Origin of the sequence: Citrobacter sp. wls613, from assembly GCF_005281195.1 — a bacterium.
Taxonomy (GTDB): Bacteria; Pseudomonadota; Gammaproteobacteria; order Enterobacterales; family Enterobacteriaceae; genus Citrobacter; species Citrobacter gillenii.
In genome coordinates this window covers 35893-49811 of the sequence record NZ_SZXN01000057.1, presented here as the reverse complement: position 1 = coordinate 49811, position 13919 = coordinate 35893, and the positions used below count along the sequence as shown (strand labels likewise).

The following is a 13919-nucleotide window of genomic DNA, read 5'->3' as shown; positions in this document are numbered from 1 at the left end:
CACCGCCGTGCCCAGGTTCACGTCGGTAATAATCAACAACGGCCACAGATACTGGTTCCAGCCGTAAATAAAGGTGATGACGAACAGCGCCGCCAGATTGGTTTTTGACAGCGGCAGCACGATGTCGCGGAAAAAACGCATCGGTGATGCGCCGTCAATACGCGCCGCTTCCACCAGTTCATCTGGCAGGGTCATAAAGAACTGGCGGAACAGGAAGGTCGCGGTGGCGGATGCCATCAGCGGCAGCGTCAGACCTGCGTAGCTGTCGAGCATTTTCAGGTTGGCGATCACCTCTACCGTCGGGAAAATTCGCACCTCCACCGGCAGCATCAACGTAATAAAAATCATCCAGAAGAACAGATTACGCAGCGGAAAGCGAAACCAGACGATGGCGAATGCGGAGAGCATCGACACCGTGATTTTCCCCAGCGTAATGCTGAACGCCATGATGAAACTGTTGAGCATCATCAACCAGAATGGTGCGCTGTTCACGCCCACCCCGTTGACCCAGATAGTGTGCATGTTATCCAGCAGATGGGTTCCGGGGACCAGCGTCATCGGCGTGTCATATACCGCCTGGTTGTCCAGCGTCGCCGCCACAAACGCAACGTACAGCGGGAACAGGATCACCATGATCCCCAGAATCAGCAGGGTGTGGCTGAATATTGTCAGCCAGCGACGGTTCTCAATCATTGGTAACGCACCTTACTTTCCACATAGCGGAACTGCACCACGGTCAAAATAATAACGAGGAACATCAGCACCACCGATTGTGCAGCGGAAGACGCCAGATCCAGCCCGACAAATCCTTCACGGTAGATCTTATAAATCAGCGTGGTCGTCGCCTGCACCGGTCCGCCCGCCGTGGCGGCATCAATCACTGGGAAGGTGTCAAAGAAGGCGTACACCAGATTCACCACCAGCAGGAAAAAACTCACCGGGGCAATCAGCGGCAACGCCAGCTTGAAGAAGCGCCGGATTGGACCCGCACCGTCAATCGCCGCGGCTTCTATCAGCGAGCGAGGAATAGACTGTAATGCGGCAAAGAAGAACAGGAAGTTGTAACTAATCTGCTTCCAGACCGAGGCAAATACCACGAGGAACATGGCCTGGCCGCTGTTTTGCGCATGATTCCAGTCATAGCCAAACTCACCGAGAAAATGCGTAATCAACCCGCGCCCTGGATTAAACAGAAAGATCCACAGCACCGCAGCGACGGCAGGGGCCACCGCGTAAGGCAGCAGCATCAGCGTCTGGTAGAAACGGCTGCCGCGCACCACGTAATTCACCAGCGCGGCAAAAAACAGCGACACCAACAGACCGCTTACCGTGACTAACGTACTGAACTTGATGGTGGTCCAGAACGAATCAAGGTAGTACGGGTCATGAAACAGCGCGACAAAATTATCCAGCCCCACGAACTGGCTGGAAAAACCAAATGGATCGACGCTTTGTAGCGAATACCACAGCGCTTCACCCGCAGGCCAGATAAAGAAAATAAGGGTGATAGCCAGCTGCGGGGCCACCAATAAATAGGGTAGCCAGCGCGAGCGGAACACCGGTCGGGATGAGGACATGACAGTTCTTTTCCTGGAAGGTGCCGGATGGCGGTGCAAGCACCTTATCCGGCCTACAAACGCTGTAGGCCTGATAAGCGCAGCGCCATCAGGCACTTATACACTTAAGATTTGGTCGACTGCTCGAAGCGACGCAGTAACTGGTTGCCGCGCTCAACGGCGGTATCCAACGCTTGCTGTGGGGTTTTCTTACCGGTCCAGACGCTTTCCAGTTCCTCATCCACGATGGTGCGGATCTGCGGCATATTGCCCAAGCGCAGTCCTTTGGTGAACGGCAACGGTGGCTTGTTCAGCATTTGACGCGTGGCGGTATCCGCCCCCGGGTTCTTGTCATAGAAGCCCTGTTCGCGGGTCAGATCGTAGGCGGCGGTGGTGATCGGCAGATAGCCCGTTTTCTGGTGCCATTCAGCCGCAATTTCAGGCTTCGCCAGGAAGTTAAGGAACTGCGCCACGCCAGCGTAGGTTTCTTTGTCTTTACCCTGCATCACCCACAGGCTCGCACCGCCGATAATCGCGTTCTGCGGGGCACCTTTCACGTCGGCATCGTACGGCATCATACCGACGCCATAGTTGAATTTCGCATAGTGACGGATGTCGGCCAGAGAGCCGGAAGAAGCAGTGGTAATCGCACAGTCACCGCTGTAAAACTTCTCGGTGGATTCATCTTTGCGCCCGAAGTAGCTGAAATCACCCTTCTTGTTTAGCTCTTGCAGCAGTGCAATATGTTTCACCTGCTCCGGCTTATTAAACTCCAGCACCGCATCGGTACCGTCAAAACCATTGTTTTTAGTGGCGACCGGCAAACCGTTCCAGGCACTAAAGTTTTCAATCTGGATCCACCCCTGCCAGCCGCTGGCATAGCCGCACTTCATGCCTGCAGCCTTCAACTTCGCGGTGTACTCCGCCAGGTCCTGCCAGGTTTTTGGCGGCTGTTCAGGGTCTAAACCGGCTTTTTTGAAGGCATCTTTGTTGTAGTACAGCACCGGGGTGGAGCTGTTAAACGGCTGGGAGAGCAAATGTCCGGTTTTAGAGTCGGTGTAATAACCGGAAACCGTCGGCACAAACTGAGACTCATCAAAGTTAATTCCAGCCTCTTTGAACACTTCATAGACCGGCTTAATTGCCTTTGAGGCCATCATGGTTGCCGTCCCGACTTCGTAAACCTGCAGCAGAGCAGGCGCGTTACCGGTACGGAATGCGGCGATCCCCGCGCTCAGGCTCTGCTCATAGTTGCCTTTGTACTGCGGAACGATTTTGTAGTCGGGATTGGATTCATTAAAACGTTGCGCCAGTGAATCAACTTCTTTACCCAGTTCGCCTTCCATTGAATGCCAGAACGGGATAGTGGTGACGGCCAGTGCCTGACCTGCAAATGCCAGGCTGATTGCCAGTCCTAAAGCTGTATGTCGTAACGATTTCATCGGTTATCTCTCTTGTTGTGCCGGATGCGCGATATCACGCGTTTTATGCTCGCGGGGGTAACATGACATGCTCGAATGACAGAAAAATAACTTTTTTATTACAAAAAAAAGATAGTAAGGCGACAGAGAGATGGCAAGGCAGTGAAGGCGTAGTGACAGGAAAATGCGGGGTGGTGCACAACAAAGCCGGGTAGTGGTGATGTCTTACCCGGCCTACGGAGGGATTTTATCAGTCCAGTAAAATCAGGAAGATTGCGCGAAAATAAATTCCAGCGCCAAACCCAGGATCTGCATACCATGGATGTTTTCTTCCGGAGATATCGCCACCAGGCTTTCCAGAAACTTGAGTTGGCGTGACTGGGCGTTAATGATGCGTTTTCCCCGTAACGCAGGAAGTTTCAGCGAAGAGATGGGATAAACCACGCGACCACAGACTTCCACCGGCAGATTGCGCAGATCGACCTGCTGGAGCACTCCTACAGAGGAATGCAGCAGCGCAACTGGCGTAACGGCAAGCAACAGCGTTGCCGGCCTTAATCTCTACGCCAGCGTCGTTCGTACTCATTCTGTAAACGCTGCTGCTCCCGCCGCTCACGCTCACGCTGGATATCCGATTTTTCATCTTCCCAACTCGGGCACACCGAGCTGGTGAATACTTCGCAGGGCGAGTTGGATTGTGCTAACGGATTGGTGGTTTTTTCTTCCCAGATAGCGGGATCGCGCGGGTCGAACGTTTGCGGCTTCAATGCCTGAGCGCTGGATGAGAGCGCCAAAAACAGACTTCCAATCATCATGCAGGTGCCAGAACGTCGCATCCTTTCTCCTTGTTCATTTTATTATTGATAATTATTCTCAATAATAACATGGAGCAATAAAAAGGGGCCACATCGGCCCCTGGTCTATTTCAAGAAATATTACCCGCCCAGATAGGCGCTGCGCACCGCTTCGTTGGCCAGCAGCGCATCGCCGGTGTCCTCCAGAACCACATGACCGTTTTCCAGCACGTAGCCGCGATCGGCGAGCTTCAGCGCCTGATTGGCGTTCTGCTCGACGAGGAAGATGGTCATCCCCTGCTCACGCAGCTGTTCGATGGTATTAAAGATCTGCTGGATGATAATCGGCGCCAGCCCCAGAGATGGTTCATCAAGCAGCAGCAGGCGTGGCTGGCTCATCAGCGCGCGGCCAATCGCCAGCATCTGCTGTTCACCGCCGGACATGGTGCCCGCCCGTTGAATACGACGCTCATGCAGGCGTGGGAACAGGTCATACACCCACTTGATACGTTCCTGAAACTGGTTGCGTTCAACAAAGAAGCCACCCATTGCCAGGTTCTCTTCCACCGTCATGCGCGAAAACACGCGACGCCCTTCCGGGACAATCGCCACCGCTTCACGCATGATTTTCGCCGTCTGCCAGTCGGTGATGTCTTTACCATCAAAAACAATGCGCCCGCTGGTCGCTCGCGGATCGCCGCACAATGTGCCGAGCAGCGTGGTTTTACCCGCACCGTTGGCACCGATTAACGTCACGATCTCACCCTGATTGATATACAGACTGACGTCGTGCAGCGCCTGGATCTTTCCGTAGTGGGCGTTCACCTTGTCAAACGTTAACATCGCTTTTTCCATCTTTTGGCTCGCCCCCATTATGCTTCACCTAAATAGGCGCGGATGACATCCGGATTATTACGAATCTGTTCCGGCGTCCCATTTGCCAGCGGCGTGCCCTGGTTCACCACATAGATACGGTCTGAAATCCCCATCACCAGCTTCATGTCATGTTCAATCAACAAGATTGAAGTGTTGTGATGATTACGCAGCTCAGCAATCAGCTCATCCAGCTCTTTAGTCTCTTTCGGGTTGAGCCCCGCGGCAGGTTCGTCGAGCATCAGGATTTCCGGCTGGGTCACCATGCAACGAGCAATCTCCAGACGACGCTGGTCACCATAGGCCAGGTTACTGGCCTGACGGTTGGCGTGTTCCAGCAGACCGATACGCTCAAGCCAGGTGGCAGCACGGTCCAGCGCTTCGCTCTGGGCACGACGGAAAGACGGGGTTTTCAGCAATCCGGAGAAGACACCGGTTTTCAGCTGTTGGTGTTGCGCCACCAGCAGGTTTTCAATCACCGTCATCTCGCGGAACAGACGCACGTGCTGGAAGGTGCGCACCACGCCCATGCGGGCAATTTGCTGGCCCGGCAGCCCTTCCAGATGCTGATCGCGCAGCTTGATCGTCCCACCCGTCGGCTTGTAAAAACCGGTCAGGCAGTTGAAAACCGTGGTTTTACCCGCACCGTTTGGCCCGATTAACGAGACAATTTCCTGTGGCCTCAGTTCCAGTTCAACGTTGTTGACCGCCAGCAGACCGCCGAAGCGCATCATCAGGCCGTTCACGGATAATAATGGCTGACTCATGCCTGCTCTCCTTCTTTCGCTTGCCCGTTTTTCAACTTCAACTGTGGACGGGTCATCGGCAGAAGCCCCTGTGGGCGCCAGATCATCATCAGTACCATCAAACCACCGAGCATCAACATGCTGTATTCATTGAAATCACGCATCAGTTCGCGTGACACCACCAGCAGGATGGCCGCCAGGATCACCGCAAACTGCGACCCCATGCCACCGAGGACTACAATCGCCAGTACGAAGGCCGATTCGGCAAAAGTGAAAGACTCCGGACTAACGAAGCCCTGACGCGCAGCAAACAGCGTGCCGGCAAAGCCGGCAAACGCGGCACTGATGGTAAAGGCGGTCAGCTTGATACGTGTTGGGTTTAAACCCAGCGAGCGGCAGGCGATTTCATCTTCACGCAAGGCTTCCCACGCGCGGCCCAGCGGCATACGCAGCAGGCGGTTTATGACAAACAGTGAGAAAACCACCAGCAGCAACGCCACCAGATAGAGGAAAATCACACGGTCAGACGGGTCATACTTCACGCCGAAGAAGTTGCTGAAGGTATCCCAGCCGCCTTCGCGGGCGCTACGGCTGAACTCGAGACCGAAGAGAGTCGGTTTCGGGATCTGGCTGATGCCGTTCGGGCCACCGGTCACTTCAGTATTGTTCAGCAACAGAATACGGACGATCTCACCAAAACCTAAGGTCACAATCGCCAGATAGTCACCGCGCAGACGCAGTACCGGGAAGCCGAGCAGGAAACCCGCTGCCGCAGAGACCAGGCCTGCCAGCGGCAGGCAGGTCCAGAAACCAAGACCGTAATAGTGGTTCAACAACGCGAAGGTGTAAGCACCGATAGCATAAAAACCCCCGTAGCCCAGCACCAGCAGACCAGAAAGCCCCACCACTACGTTTAAGCCCAGACCGAGGATGATATAGATCATCGTCAGGGTGGCGATATCGACCGTGCCGCGTGAGACCATAAACGGCCACGCTACGGCAATCACCAGCAGCGCCACCAGGAACAGTTTTTGTTTGACGGTGGAGCCGTCAATCGCCGGCAGAATAAACTTCGGGCCGGAAACTCGCTTCATGCTGTGCTGGAAAGCCGGGCGCAGCAGCTGGAACAGAAAAACGACTCCGGTGCCGATAAACACCCACTGCCAGCGAATATCACTGGCGACATCAACGACCAGCTTGGTGCCATCCAGCTCTAACTGAACGCCCATAAAGACGCCCGCGAGGATGAAAAACATGGCGGCAGAGAGTAGCGCCATCGCAACGTGCATTGGTTTCATACTTTCTCTACCTCCGGGCGACCCAGAATACCGGTCGGCATCACCAGCAGCACGATAATCAGCAGTGCAAACGACACCACGTCTTTGTATTCCGTACTCAGATACGCAGAGGAAAGCGCTTCCGCTACACCCAGAATCAGACCGCCAATCATCGCCCCAGGGATGCTACCGATGCCACCCAGTACGGCGGCGGTAAAGGCTTTCATCCCGGCCATAAAGCCGATATACGGGTTGATAACGCCGTAGAATTGACCGAGCAGCACGCCCGCCACTGCCGCCATCGCCGCACCGATCACAAAAGTCAGCGCAATCACGCGGTCAGTGTTAATACCGAGCAGGCTAGCCATTTTCAGATCTTCTGCACAGGCGCGACACGCACGGCCCATACGTGAGTAGCGGATGAAAATCGTCAGCGCCAGCATGGCAACAAACGTCACAACCCAGATAACTGCCTGCATGGTCGTAATGGAGGCAGAGAAGTTTTCGCTACTGCCGATGGTCCACTGGCCGTTAAACAGGCTGGGCAGCGCCACGTCGCGCGAGCCTTCGGTCAGGCTGACGTAGTTTTGCAGGAAGATGGACATCCCGATAGCGGAAATCAGCGCAATCAGGCGCTTGGAGCTGCGCACGGGCCGGTATGCCACGCGTTCAATACTCCAGCCGTAGGCGCTGGCAATCACGATAGCGCCGACGAATCCGGCCGCTACCAGCAGCCAGCTGGTATCAATACCCATCATCATTAGCGCAGCGATGATCATAAAGGAGACATAGCTGCCGATCATATACACCTCGCCGTGGGCGAAGTTGATCATGCCGATAATGCCGTACACCATCGTGTAACCGATGGCGATCAGCGCGTAGGTGCTTCCCAGCGTGACGCCGTTAAACATCTGCTGTAAGAAATAGAGGAACTGCTCGGACATATGCAAACCTTTTCATACCCGCCCGGCATCACCGGGCGGTGGGATAATTATTTGGCTACCGAGGACGACCCGTCGGCGTGCCACTGGAAGACACCAAACTCAAATCCCTTTAGATCGCCTTTTTCATCCCAATTCAGCGGCCCAATCACGGTATCAGCCCCGTGTGCTTTTAAATCTTTCACCAGATCCAGCGGTTCTTTGCTGCCGCTGCGATCCAAAGCGGTTGCCAGCGACTGCACAGCGGCGTAGGTGATCCACACATACGGTCCGGTCGGATCTTTCTTGTCCGCTTTGAGCGCATCGACGATAGCCTTATTCGCCGGATCCTGGTCATAGCGTTTTGGCATGGTCACCAGCATGCCTTCGCCTGCCTCGCCCGCGATGTTGGACAGTGACGCATTACCCACACCTTCTGGTCCCATAAACTGCGTTTTCAGGCCCACAGAGCGTGCCTGACGCAGCATTTGTCCCATTTCCGGGTAGTAGCCACCGTAATAAACGAAGTCGATGTTTTCTTTCTTCAGACGGGCAATCAGCGCAGAAAAATCTTTTTCTCCGGCAGTGATCCCATCAAAGAAGACGATATTGGCTTTGCCCGCTTTCAGGCTGTCTTGTACCGAGCGCGCCAGTCCTTCACCGTACTGCTGCTTATCATGGAGGATGGCAATACGCTGAGGCTTAACCGTCTCAAGAATATATTTCGCCGCGGTGGGTCCCTGAGAGGAGTCCAGACCGGCCGTACGCATGATGTGCGCGTAGCCGCGCTGCGTCAGTTCCGGGTTGGTGGCACCCGGGGAAATCATCAGGATGCCTTCATCTTCGTAGATGTCGGATGCAGGTTGAGTCGACGATGAGCACAGGTGACCAATCACATACTGAATGCCGTCGTTAACGATTTTATTCGCCACGGCCACCGCCTGTTTTGGATCGCAGGCGTCGTCATATTCCACGCCCACCAGCTTGTCGCCTTTGATGCCACCTTTGGCATTAATATCTTTAATCGCCTGACGCGCGCCATTGAATTCCATATCGCCCCACTGCGCGACCGGACCTGACATTGCCCCGACCACAGCGACTTTGATCTCCTCCGCCATAGCCGTGTGCGACATTGCCAGTGCGATTACCCCTGCGATGATTGTCTTCGCATTCCTTTTCATTCCTGAATCCCCATTCGTGATGTTGTGTATTTATTTTGTATTTATATGGTTAAAAAGCAGACTGTGCTTTTTTTGAACTGTACTATTTTTACCTGTCTGATTAATGGTTTAGCACAGTTTTTTAAGCAAATTATCGCTAAAATCTCTATTTTTCAGTCGATTAAGAAAAGATAATATTCTGCTTTTCACTATAGATAAACAAAAAAAAGCACGTTTGTCAGCATAAAATAATGGCACAAAGAGCGGAATAAAATGCTGCATCCCAGGGTAATATCCTGCCTGTTTTTCAATGCCTAATGTTTCAAACTGTAATTATCGTTGTTATAAAATTAATCACCTGGTTATTCACATAAAAAAGAGAAAGCGTCCGGGGGAATTATTTCGGTACACTGATTTCATCTTTTGTGATTTGGACACGCTGTCAATGAAGCTGACCATCATTCGTTTAGAAAACTTTAGTGCTCAGGACAACATTGATCTGGGCAAAATCTGGCCGGAATATTCCGCCTCATCTCTACGCGTCGATGACGCTCACCGGATCTATGCTGCGCGGTTTAATGAGCGCCTGTTAGGCGCAGTACGCGTCACCCTGAGCGGTACGCAAGGCGCGCTGGATTCCTTACGCATACGCGAAATCACCCGCCGTCGCGGCGTCGGGCAGTATTTGATCGAAGAAGTGATCCGCGAAAACCCTGACGTGAGTTCATGGTGGATGGCAGATGTAGGCGTGGAAGACCGCAGCGTGATGGCCGCATTTATGCAGGCATTAGGGTTTAGCGCACAGGCGGATGGCTGGGAGAAACGGTAATAAAAAAGCCGGATGGCGCTGACGCTTATCCGGCCTATGAAGTGCTCGCTGTAGGCCCGGTAAGCAAAGCGCCACCGGGCAGTTACTCACTTAGCGTCTGTAGCCGTACCGTTAGCATGCCAATCAAACACGCCGAACTCGAAGCCTTTCAGGTCACCCTTCGCATCCCATGACAGCGGCCCCATCACGGTTTCAACAGAGTTTGCTTTCAGGTATTTAGCAATTTCAGCCGGATCGTCGGAATGGTTCAGACCAGCCTGCAATGATTGCAGCGCAGCGTAGGTGGTCCACACAAACGCGCCGCTTGGATCCTGTTTCTTGGCCTTGATGGCATCCACGATCGGTTTGTTCGCCGGAACCTGATCATAGTTCTTCGGCTTGGTCACCAGTAAGCCTTCCGCAGATTCACCGGCGATGTTAGACAGCGACACGTTCGCCACCCCTTCTGGTCCCATAAACTGGGTTTTCAGGCCAGCAGCACGCGCCTGACGCAGGATCTGCCCCATTTCCGGGTGGTAGCCACCGTAGTAAACAAAGTCGATGTTATCTTTCTTCAGACGCGCCACCAGGGTGGAGAAGTCTTTCTCACCGGCGGTGATACCGTCAAAGAACACCACATCAGCATTCGCTTTCTTCAGGTTGTCTTGCACAGAGCGCGCCAAACCTTCACCGTACTGCTGCTTGTCGTGAACGATGGCAATGCGTTTCGGCTTCACTTTTTCAACAATATATTTCGCGGCAGTTGGCCCCTGATCTGAGTCCAGGCCAGTGGTACGCATCACCAGGTTATAGCCACGCGCGGTCAGTTCCGGCGCGGTTGCCGCCGGGGTGATCATCAGAATGCCTTCATCTTCATAGATATCTGACGCGGGCTGAGTAGAAGACGAGCACAGGTGACCGATAACGTATTTAATCCCGTCGTTAACCACTTTGTTGGCAACCGCTACCGCCTGTTTCGGGTCACAGGCATCGTCGTATTTCACCACGACCAGCTTGTCACCCTTCACGCCGCCTTTGGCGTTAATGTCTGCAATCGCCTGTTCTGCACCGGTAAACTCCTGGTCGCCATACTGCGCCACCGGACCCGACATCGCGCCGACGACGGCAACTTTAATATCCTTAGCAAAGGCCATATTGCTCAAAGACAGGGCGATACATCCTGCCAATAACGCTTTACCCTTCATATTCATCCTGACAATCCCCATTATTGTGGTTATTACGTGTGTTGTGATGTTGTTGTTCAGCACTTTATTTCGATTATTGGATAGCTACCCGTGCTTTAGCAGCATACTCTGCTAAAACATACCCGATTTTTATTATTTTGGAATAGCTAATTTTACATCCAGATAACAGATTCGTGTCGGTGGGAGGGGAGGAAAGGCCCGTTTGCCCGATAAGCGAAGCGCCATCAGGCAAACGTGTTGCCGGATGGCAGCGTAAACGCCTTATCCGGCCTACAAAAAACAAAACCCCCGAATTCACATTCGAGGGTTCATTGGCAATTCGCGAAAATTACGCTTCGATTGCCGCGCGGAGTTTTTTCATGGCGTTCTTTTCAAGCTGACGCACACGTTCAGCGGAAACACCGTAGCGATCGGCCAGCTCCTGCAACGTCGACTTGTTGTCTTCGTCGAGCCAACGGGCACGGATGATGTCCTGGCTACGTTCGTCCAGACCTTCCATCGCGTAAGTCAATTTGTTCGCCGCCTGCTCTTCCCAGTTATCGTCTTCAATGCCGTCAGCAAAGTTAGACGATTTGTCCTGCAGATAAAGCACCGGAGCCATCGGCTGGCTGTCGGACTCGTCGTCCGAAGACATGTCAAACGTCATGTCCTGCGCCGCCATACGGGATTCCATTTCGCGGACGTCTTTGCTGGAAACCCCCAGCTCGCGAGCGACCATTTCAACTTCATCCTGGTTAAACCAGCCCAGACGCTGCTTAGTTTTACGCAGGTTAAAGAACAGCTTACGCTGTGCTTTGGTGGTCGCGACTTTAACGATACGCCAGTTACGCAGAACGTATTCGTGGATCTCTGCTTTGATCCAGTGCACGGCGAAAGACACCAGGCGCACACCCACTTCCGGGTTGAAACGGCGCACGGCTTTCATCAGGCCGATATTACCTTCCTGAATCAGATCCGCCTGCGGCAGGCCATAGCCCGCGTAGTTACGAGCAACATGAACAACAAAGCGCAGGTGAGACAGGATCAGCGTTTTAGCTGCTTCCAGATCGCCCTGGTAATGCAGCTTTTCAGCCAGTGCCCGCTCCTCGTCAGCCGACAACATCGGCCACGCGTTTGCAGCCCGGATGTAAGATTCCAGGTTACCAACAGGGGCTAAAGCTAAATTTTGCATTTCTTTGGTCATTCAAATCCTCTCAATCTATATCATCTGGCGCGTTGAAAAATCGACAGCAACAACCATGCCAGAGCTTATGAGCAACGAGAATATCATTCAATCTTTTATCAGACAGTGATTTTATCCACAAGTTCCATGTCGTACTGTGTATACATTACGCACAAAATGTGACATCACAATGACTATGTCGGGAAGAGACAACAGGGACTCTTTCCCTGCAGAGCGAACTTCTCAGTGCAGGGAAAGATTATACCAGAGATTTTTTAATCGGGGGTAAAGTGGCGTAAATGTTGGACCGTGGCAAGCCAGGCTGCCACCCAGCCAATCATTGAGCACACCAGCAGCAGCAGCAGGCACTCGTCGAATGATAAGCCGTTGATATCAAATTTAGTTCCAAAAACCTGTGCCACTTCAGTGACCGCTGAAGACAGACGCATCACCAAAATTTCTGACAAAATCAGTGAAAGAAAAGCGCCCGAAAAGCCAAGCAGCGCTCCGCCGTAGAGGAACGGTCGCAGGATAAACCCATCCGTTGCGCCAATCAGTTTCTGTACGTTGATGGTATCGCGACGGGCAAAAATGCTCAGTCGTACGCTGTTGCCGATAACCAGGAACACCGCGGCCACCATCAGCACGCCAATCATTGCCGAAACGCGCCCCACCAGACTCGTCAACGCCGCCAGCCGCGCAAACCAGCTGTCATCCATGCGCACTTCATCAATACCATTGATTTGTGCCACCCGATCACGCAGCGTGTTCAGCGACTCCGTGCCCTGGAAATCCAGTTTTGGGATAACCACCGCCACGGCCGGCAGCGGGTTCTCTTCCAGCATATCCAGCGCACCGCCAAAACCAGACCAGTTACGGAATTCACCCAGCGCATCGTCGCGGGAAAGATAATTCACCTTCTCCACGCCCTGCTCGGCCTGCAATTGACCAACCACCCGCGCCGCCGCGTCATCATCCAGCGTTTTCTGCAAATACACGGTGATCTGCGGGGACGGATAATACTGGCTTGCCGCCTGGTTTACGTTCTTATAGACCATGTAACACACGCTCGGCAGCGTCAGGGAGATGGCGATCACCATCACCGTCAGGAACGTCGCCAGCGGCTTGCTTTTCAGGTCCTGTAACGCGCCCTGGAACGCATAGCGCACCTGCTCGTTAAAGACATTGGTTTTACGTGAGTTCGGCTTTGGTGAGGATTTTGCCCGCTTCGGCGCGTTGCGTCCCCCGTCACCTGGCGCACCGCCCGATTTACGAAAACGGTCCAGTCGCCCACCGAACTGTTTGATTTGATTAATAGCGTCACGTCTATTCATGCGCCAGGCCTCCATGCAGGTGTCCGTCGCTCAGGACCATCTGGCGATAGGAACGACGGGAGATCAGCCCAATGTCGTGCGTCGCCATTAATACCGTAACCCCGACGCGGTTGAACTCTTCGAACAGGCGTAAGATCCCCTCCGACAACGCGTCATCAAGGTTTCCGGTCGGTTCATCCGCCAGCAGTACCGCAGGTTTATTCACCACCGCACGGGCAATTCCCACACGCTGCTGCTCACCGCCGGAGAGTTGAATCGGGAAATTCTTCGCTTTGTCCAACAGCCCGACCTTGTCCAGTGCCGCTGACACGCGGCGACGAATATCGTCCCCGCTGGCACCCGCGATAATCAGCGGAATCGCCACGTTGTCAAAAACGGTCCGATCCATCAGCAGATGGTGATCCTGAAAAATCATGCCGATCTGGCGACGCAGAAACGGCACTTCACGGTTTTTCAAACGGCTGATGTCATGCCCGCTGAAGGAAATTTTCCCGGCACTGGGCCGTTCAATCCCACAGATCAGCTTCAGCAGGGTACTTTTCCCCGCACCGGAGTGGCCGGTCAGAAACGCCATCTCGCCAGGCTGCATATGGAATGTGACTCCCTGCAGCGCTTGTCTCCCACCGAGATAGGCCTTGCTGACATGTTCAAAGCGAATCATTG

General features: G+C 53.6%; 14 protein-coding genes and 1 pseudogene. 1 reads left to right on the top strand and 14 read right to left on the bottom strand.

The features are described from left to right. The 10 genes and pseudogenes from ugpE to livK all read right to left on the bottom strand — a co-directional run. Window positions 1–693 (bottom strand): sn-glycerol-3-phosphate ABC transporter permease UgpE (gene ugpE / locus FDX01_RS12555; RefSeq protein WP_249359156.1); only part of this gene is annotated, 693 nt, incomplete at its 3' end. After that, complete coding sequence (gene ugpA / locus FDX01_RS12550) at window positions 690–1577, bottom strand: sn-glycerol-3-phosphate ABC transporter permease UgpA (protein WP_096759234.1); 888 nt, start codon at window positions 1575–1577, stop codon at window positions 690–692. The genes ugpA and ugpE, both read right to left, overlap by 4 nt. A gap of 104 nt (window positions 1578–1681) precedes the next feature. Further along, window positions 1682–2998, bottom strand: a complete 1317-nt coding sequence (gene ugpB, locus FDX01_RS12545; RefSeq protein ID WP_096759233.1) for a sn-glycerol-3-phosphate ABC transporter substrate-binding protein UgpB — start codon at window positions 2996–2998, stop codon at window positions 1682–1684. 243 nt (window positions 2999–3241) lie between these two features. Beyond that, window positions 3242–3511: pseudogene (locus FDX01_RS12540) on the bottom strand (dTDP-glucose pyrophosphorylase); the annotation flags it as partial. A 20-nt stretch (window positions 3512–3531) separates the two neighbouring features. Further along, window positions 3532–3813, bottom strand: a complete 282-nt coding sequence (locus tag FDX01_RS12535; RefSeq protein ID WP_115257272.1) for a hypothetical protein — start codon at window positions 3811–3813, stop codon at window positions 3532–3534. Window positions 3814–3912: 99 nt separating this feature from the next. Then, window positions 3913–4626 (bottom strand): high-affinity branched-chain amino acid ABC transporter ATP-binding protein LivF, encoded by a 714-nt coding sequence (livF, locus tag FDX01_RS12530; RefSeq protein WP_096759502.1) that lies wholly within the window; start codon window positions 4624–4626, stop codon window positions 3913–3915. Window positions 4627–4643: 17 nt separating this feature from the next. Continuing rightward, window positions 4644–5411: a high-affinity branched-chain amino acid ABC transporter ATP-binding protein LivG gene (gene livG / locus FDX01_RS12525; protein WP_096759231.1), complete on the bottom strand. Its 768-nt coding sequence runs from the start codon at window positions 5409–5411 to the stop codon at window positions 4644–4646. Continuing rightward, window positions 5408–6688 (bottom strand): branched chain amino acid ABC transporter permease LivM, encoded by a 1281-nt coding sequence (gene livM, locus FDX01_RS12520; RefSeq protein ID WP_096759230.1) that lies wholly within the window; start codon window positions 6686–6688, stop codon window positions 5408–5410. The genes livG and livM overlap by 4 nt, the downstream gene beginning before the upstream one ends. After that, window positions 6685–7611: a high-affinity branched-chain amino acid ABC transporter permease LivH gene (gene livH / locus FDX01_RS12515; protein WP_096759229.1), complete on the bottom strand. Its 927-nt coding sequence runs from the start codon at window positions 7609–7611 to the stop codon at window positions 6685–6687. The genes livM and livH overlap by 4 nt, the downstream gene beginning before the upstream one ends. Window positions 7612–7658: 47 nt before the next feature. Further along, window positions 7659–8768 carry a high-affinity branched-chain amino acid ABC transporter substrate-binding protein LivK gene (livK, locus tag FDX01_RS12510; RefSeq protein WP_115257271.1) on the bottom strand — a complete coding sequence of 370 codons (1110 nt, stop codon included), beginning with the start codon at window positions 8766–8768 and terminating at the stop codon, window positions 7659–7661. Between the two features lie 424 nt (window positions 8769–9192). Between livK and panM the strand changes: the two genes are divergently transcribed. Then, on the top strand, window positions 9193–9576 hold the full coding sequence (gene panM / locus FDX01_RS12505; protein WP_137399868.1) for an aspartate 1-decarboxylase autocleavage activator PanM: 384 nt from the start codon (window positions 9193–9195) through the stop codon (window positions 9574–9576). 86 nt (window positions 9577–9662) lie between these two features. Here panM and FDX01_RS12500 read toward each other — a convergent pair whose 3' ends face one another. The 4 genes from FDX01_RS12500 to ftsE form a co-directional block, all read right to left on the bottom strand. Continuing rightward, window positions 9663–10766 carry a branched-chain amino acid ABC transporter substrate-binding protein gene (locus FDX01_RS12500; protein WP_138140553.1) on the bottom strand — a complete coding sequence of 368 codons (1104 nt, stop codon included), beginning with the start codon at window positions 10764–10766 and terminating at the stop codon, window positions 9663–9665. 322 nt (window positions 10767–11088) lie between these two features. Beyond that, window positions 11089–11943 carry an RNA polymerase sigma factor RpoH gene (gene rpoH / locus FDX01_RS12495; protein ID WP_096759226.1) on the bottom strand — a complete coding sequence of 285 codons (855 nt, stop codon included), beginning with the start codon at window positions 11941–11943 and terminating at the stop codon, window positions 11089–11091. Window positions 11944–12197: 254 nt separating this feature from the next. Continuing rightward, the gene (gene ftsX / locus FDX01_RS12490; RefSeq protein ID WP_096759225.1) at window positions 12198–13256 is read right to left on the bottom strand and encodes a permease-like cell division protein FtsX; all 1059 of its coding nucleotides are present in this window, start codon (window positions 13254–13256) and stop codon (window positions 12198–12200) included. Continuing rightward, window positions 13249–13917, bottom strand: a complete 669-nt coding sequence (gene ftsE, locus FDX01_RS12485; RefSeq protein ID WP_096759224.1) for a cell division ATP-binding protein FtsE — start codon at window positions 13915–13917, stop codon at window positions 13249–13251. Before ftsE ends, ftsX begins: the two co-directional genes overlap by 8 nt. Window positions 13918–13919 lie beyond the last annotated feature (2 nt).

Excerpts from the sequence above, each read along its gene's own strand:
- panM (WP_137399868.1), top strand. The coding sequence starts at position 9,193 with ATGAAGCTGACCATCATTCGTTTAGAAAACTTTAGTGCTCAGGACAAC.
- livM (WP_096759230.1), bottom strand. The coding sequence starts at position 6,688 with ATGAAACCAATGCACGTTGCGATGGCGCTACTCTCTGCCGCCATGTTT.
- ugpB (WP_096759233.1), bottom strand. The coding sequence starts at position 2,998 with ATGAAATCGTTACGACATACAGCTTTAGGACTGGCAATCAGCCTGGCA.
- rpoH (WP_096759226.1), bottom strand. The coding sequence starts at position 11,943 with ATGACCAAAGAAATGCAAAATTTAGCTTTAGCCCCTGTTGGTAACCTG.
- livF (WP_096759502.1), bottom strand. The coding sequence starts at position 4,626 with ATGGAAAAAGCGATGTTAACGTTTGACAAGGTGAACGCCCACTACGGA.
- ftsX (WP_096759225.1), bottom strand. The coding sequence starts at position 13,256 with ATGAATAGACGTGACGCTATTAATCAAATCAAACAGTTCGGTGGGCGA.
- ftsE (WP_096759224.1), bottom strand. The coding sequence starts at position 13,917 with ATGATTCGCTTTGAACATGTCAGCAAGGCCTATCTCGGTGGGAGACAA.
- livG (WP_096759231.1), bottom strand. The coding sequence starts at position 5,411 with ATGAGTCAGCCATTATTATCCGTGAACGGCCTGATGATGCGCTTCGGC.
- livH (WP_096759229.1), bottom strand. The coding sequence starts at position 7,611 with ATGTCCGAGCAGTTCCTCTATTTCTTACAGCAGATGTTTAACGGCGTC.
- FDX01_RS12500 (WP_138140553.1), bottom strand. The coding sequence starts at position 10,766 with ATGAATATGAAGGGTAAAGCGTTATTGGCAGGATGTATCGCCCTGTCT.
- ugpA (WP_096759234.1), bottom strand. The coding sequence starts at position 1,577 with ATGTCCTCATCCCGACCGGTGTTCCGCTCGCGCTGGCTACCCTATTTA.
- livK (WP_115257271.1), bottom strand. The coding sequence starts at position 8,768 with ATGAAAAGGAATGCGAAGACAATCATCGCAGGGGTAATCGCACTGGCA.
- FDX01_RS12535 (WP_115257272.1), bottom strand. The coding sequence starts at position 3,813 with ATGCGACGTTCTGGCACCTGCATGATGATTGGAAGTCTGTTTTTGGCG.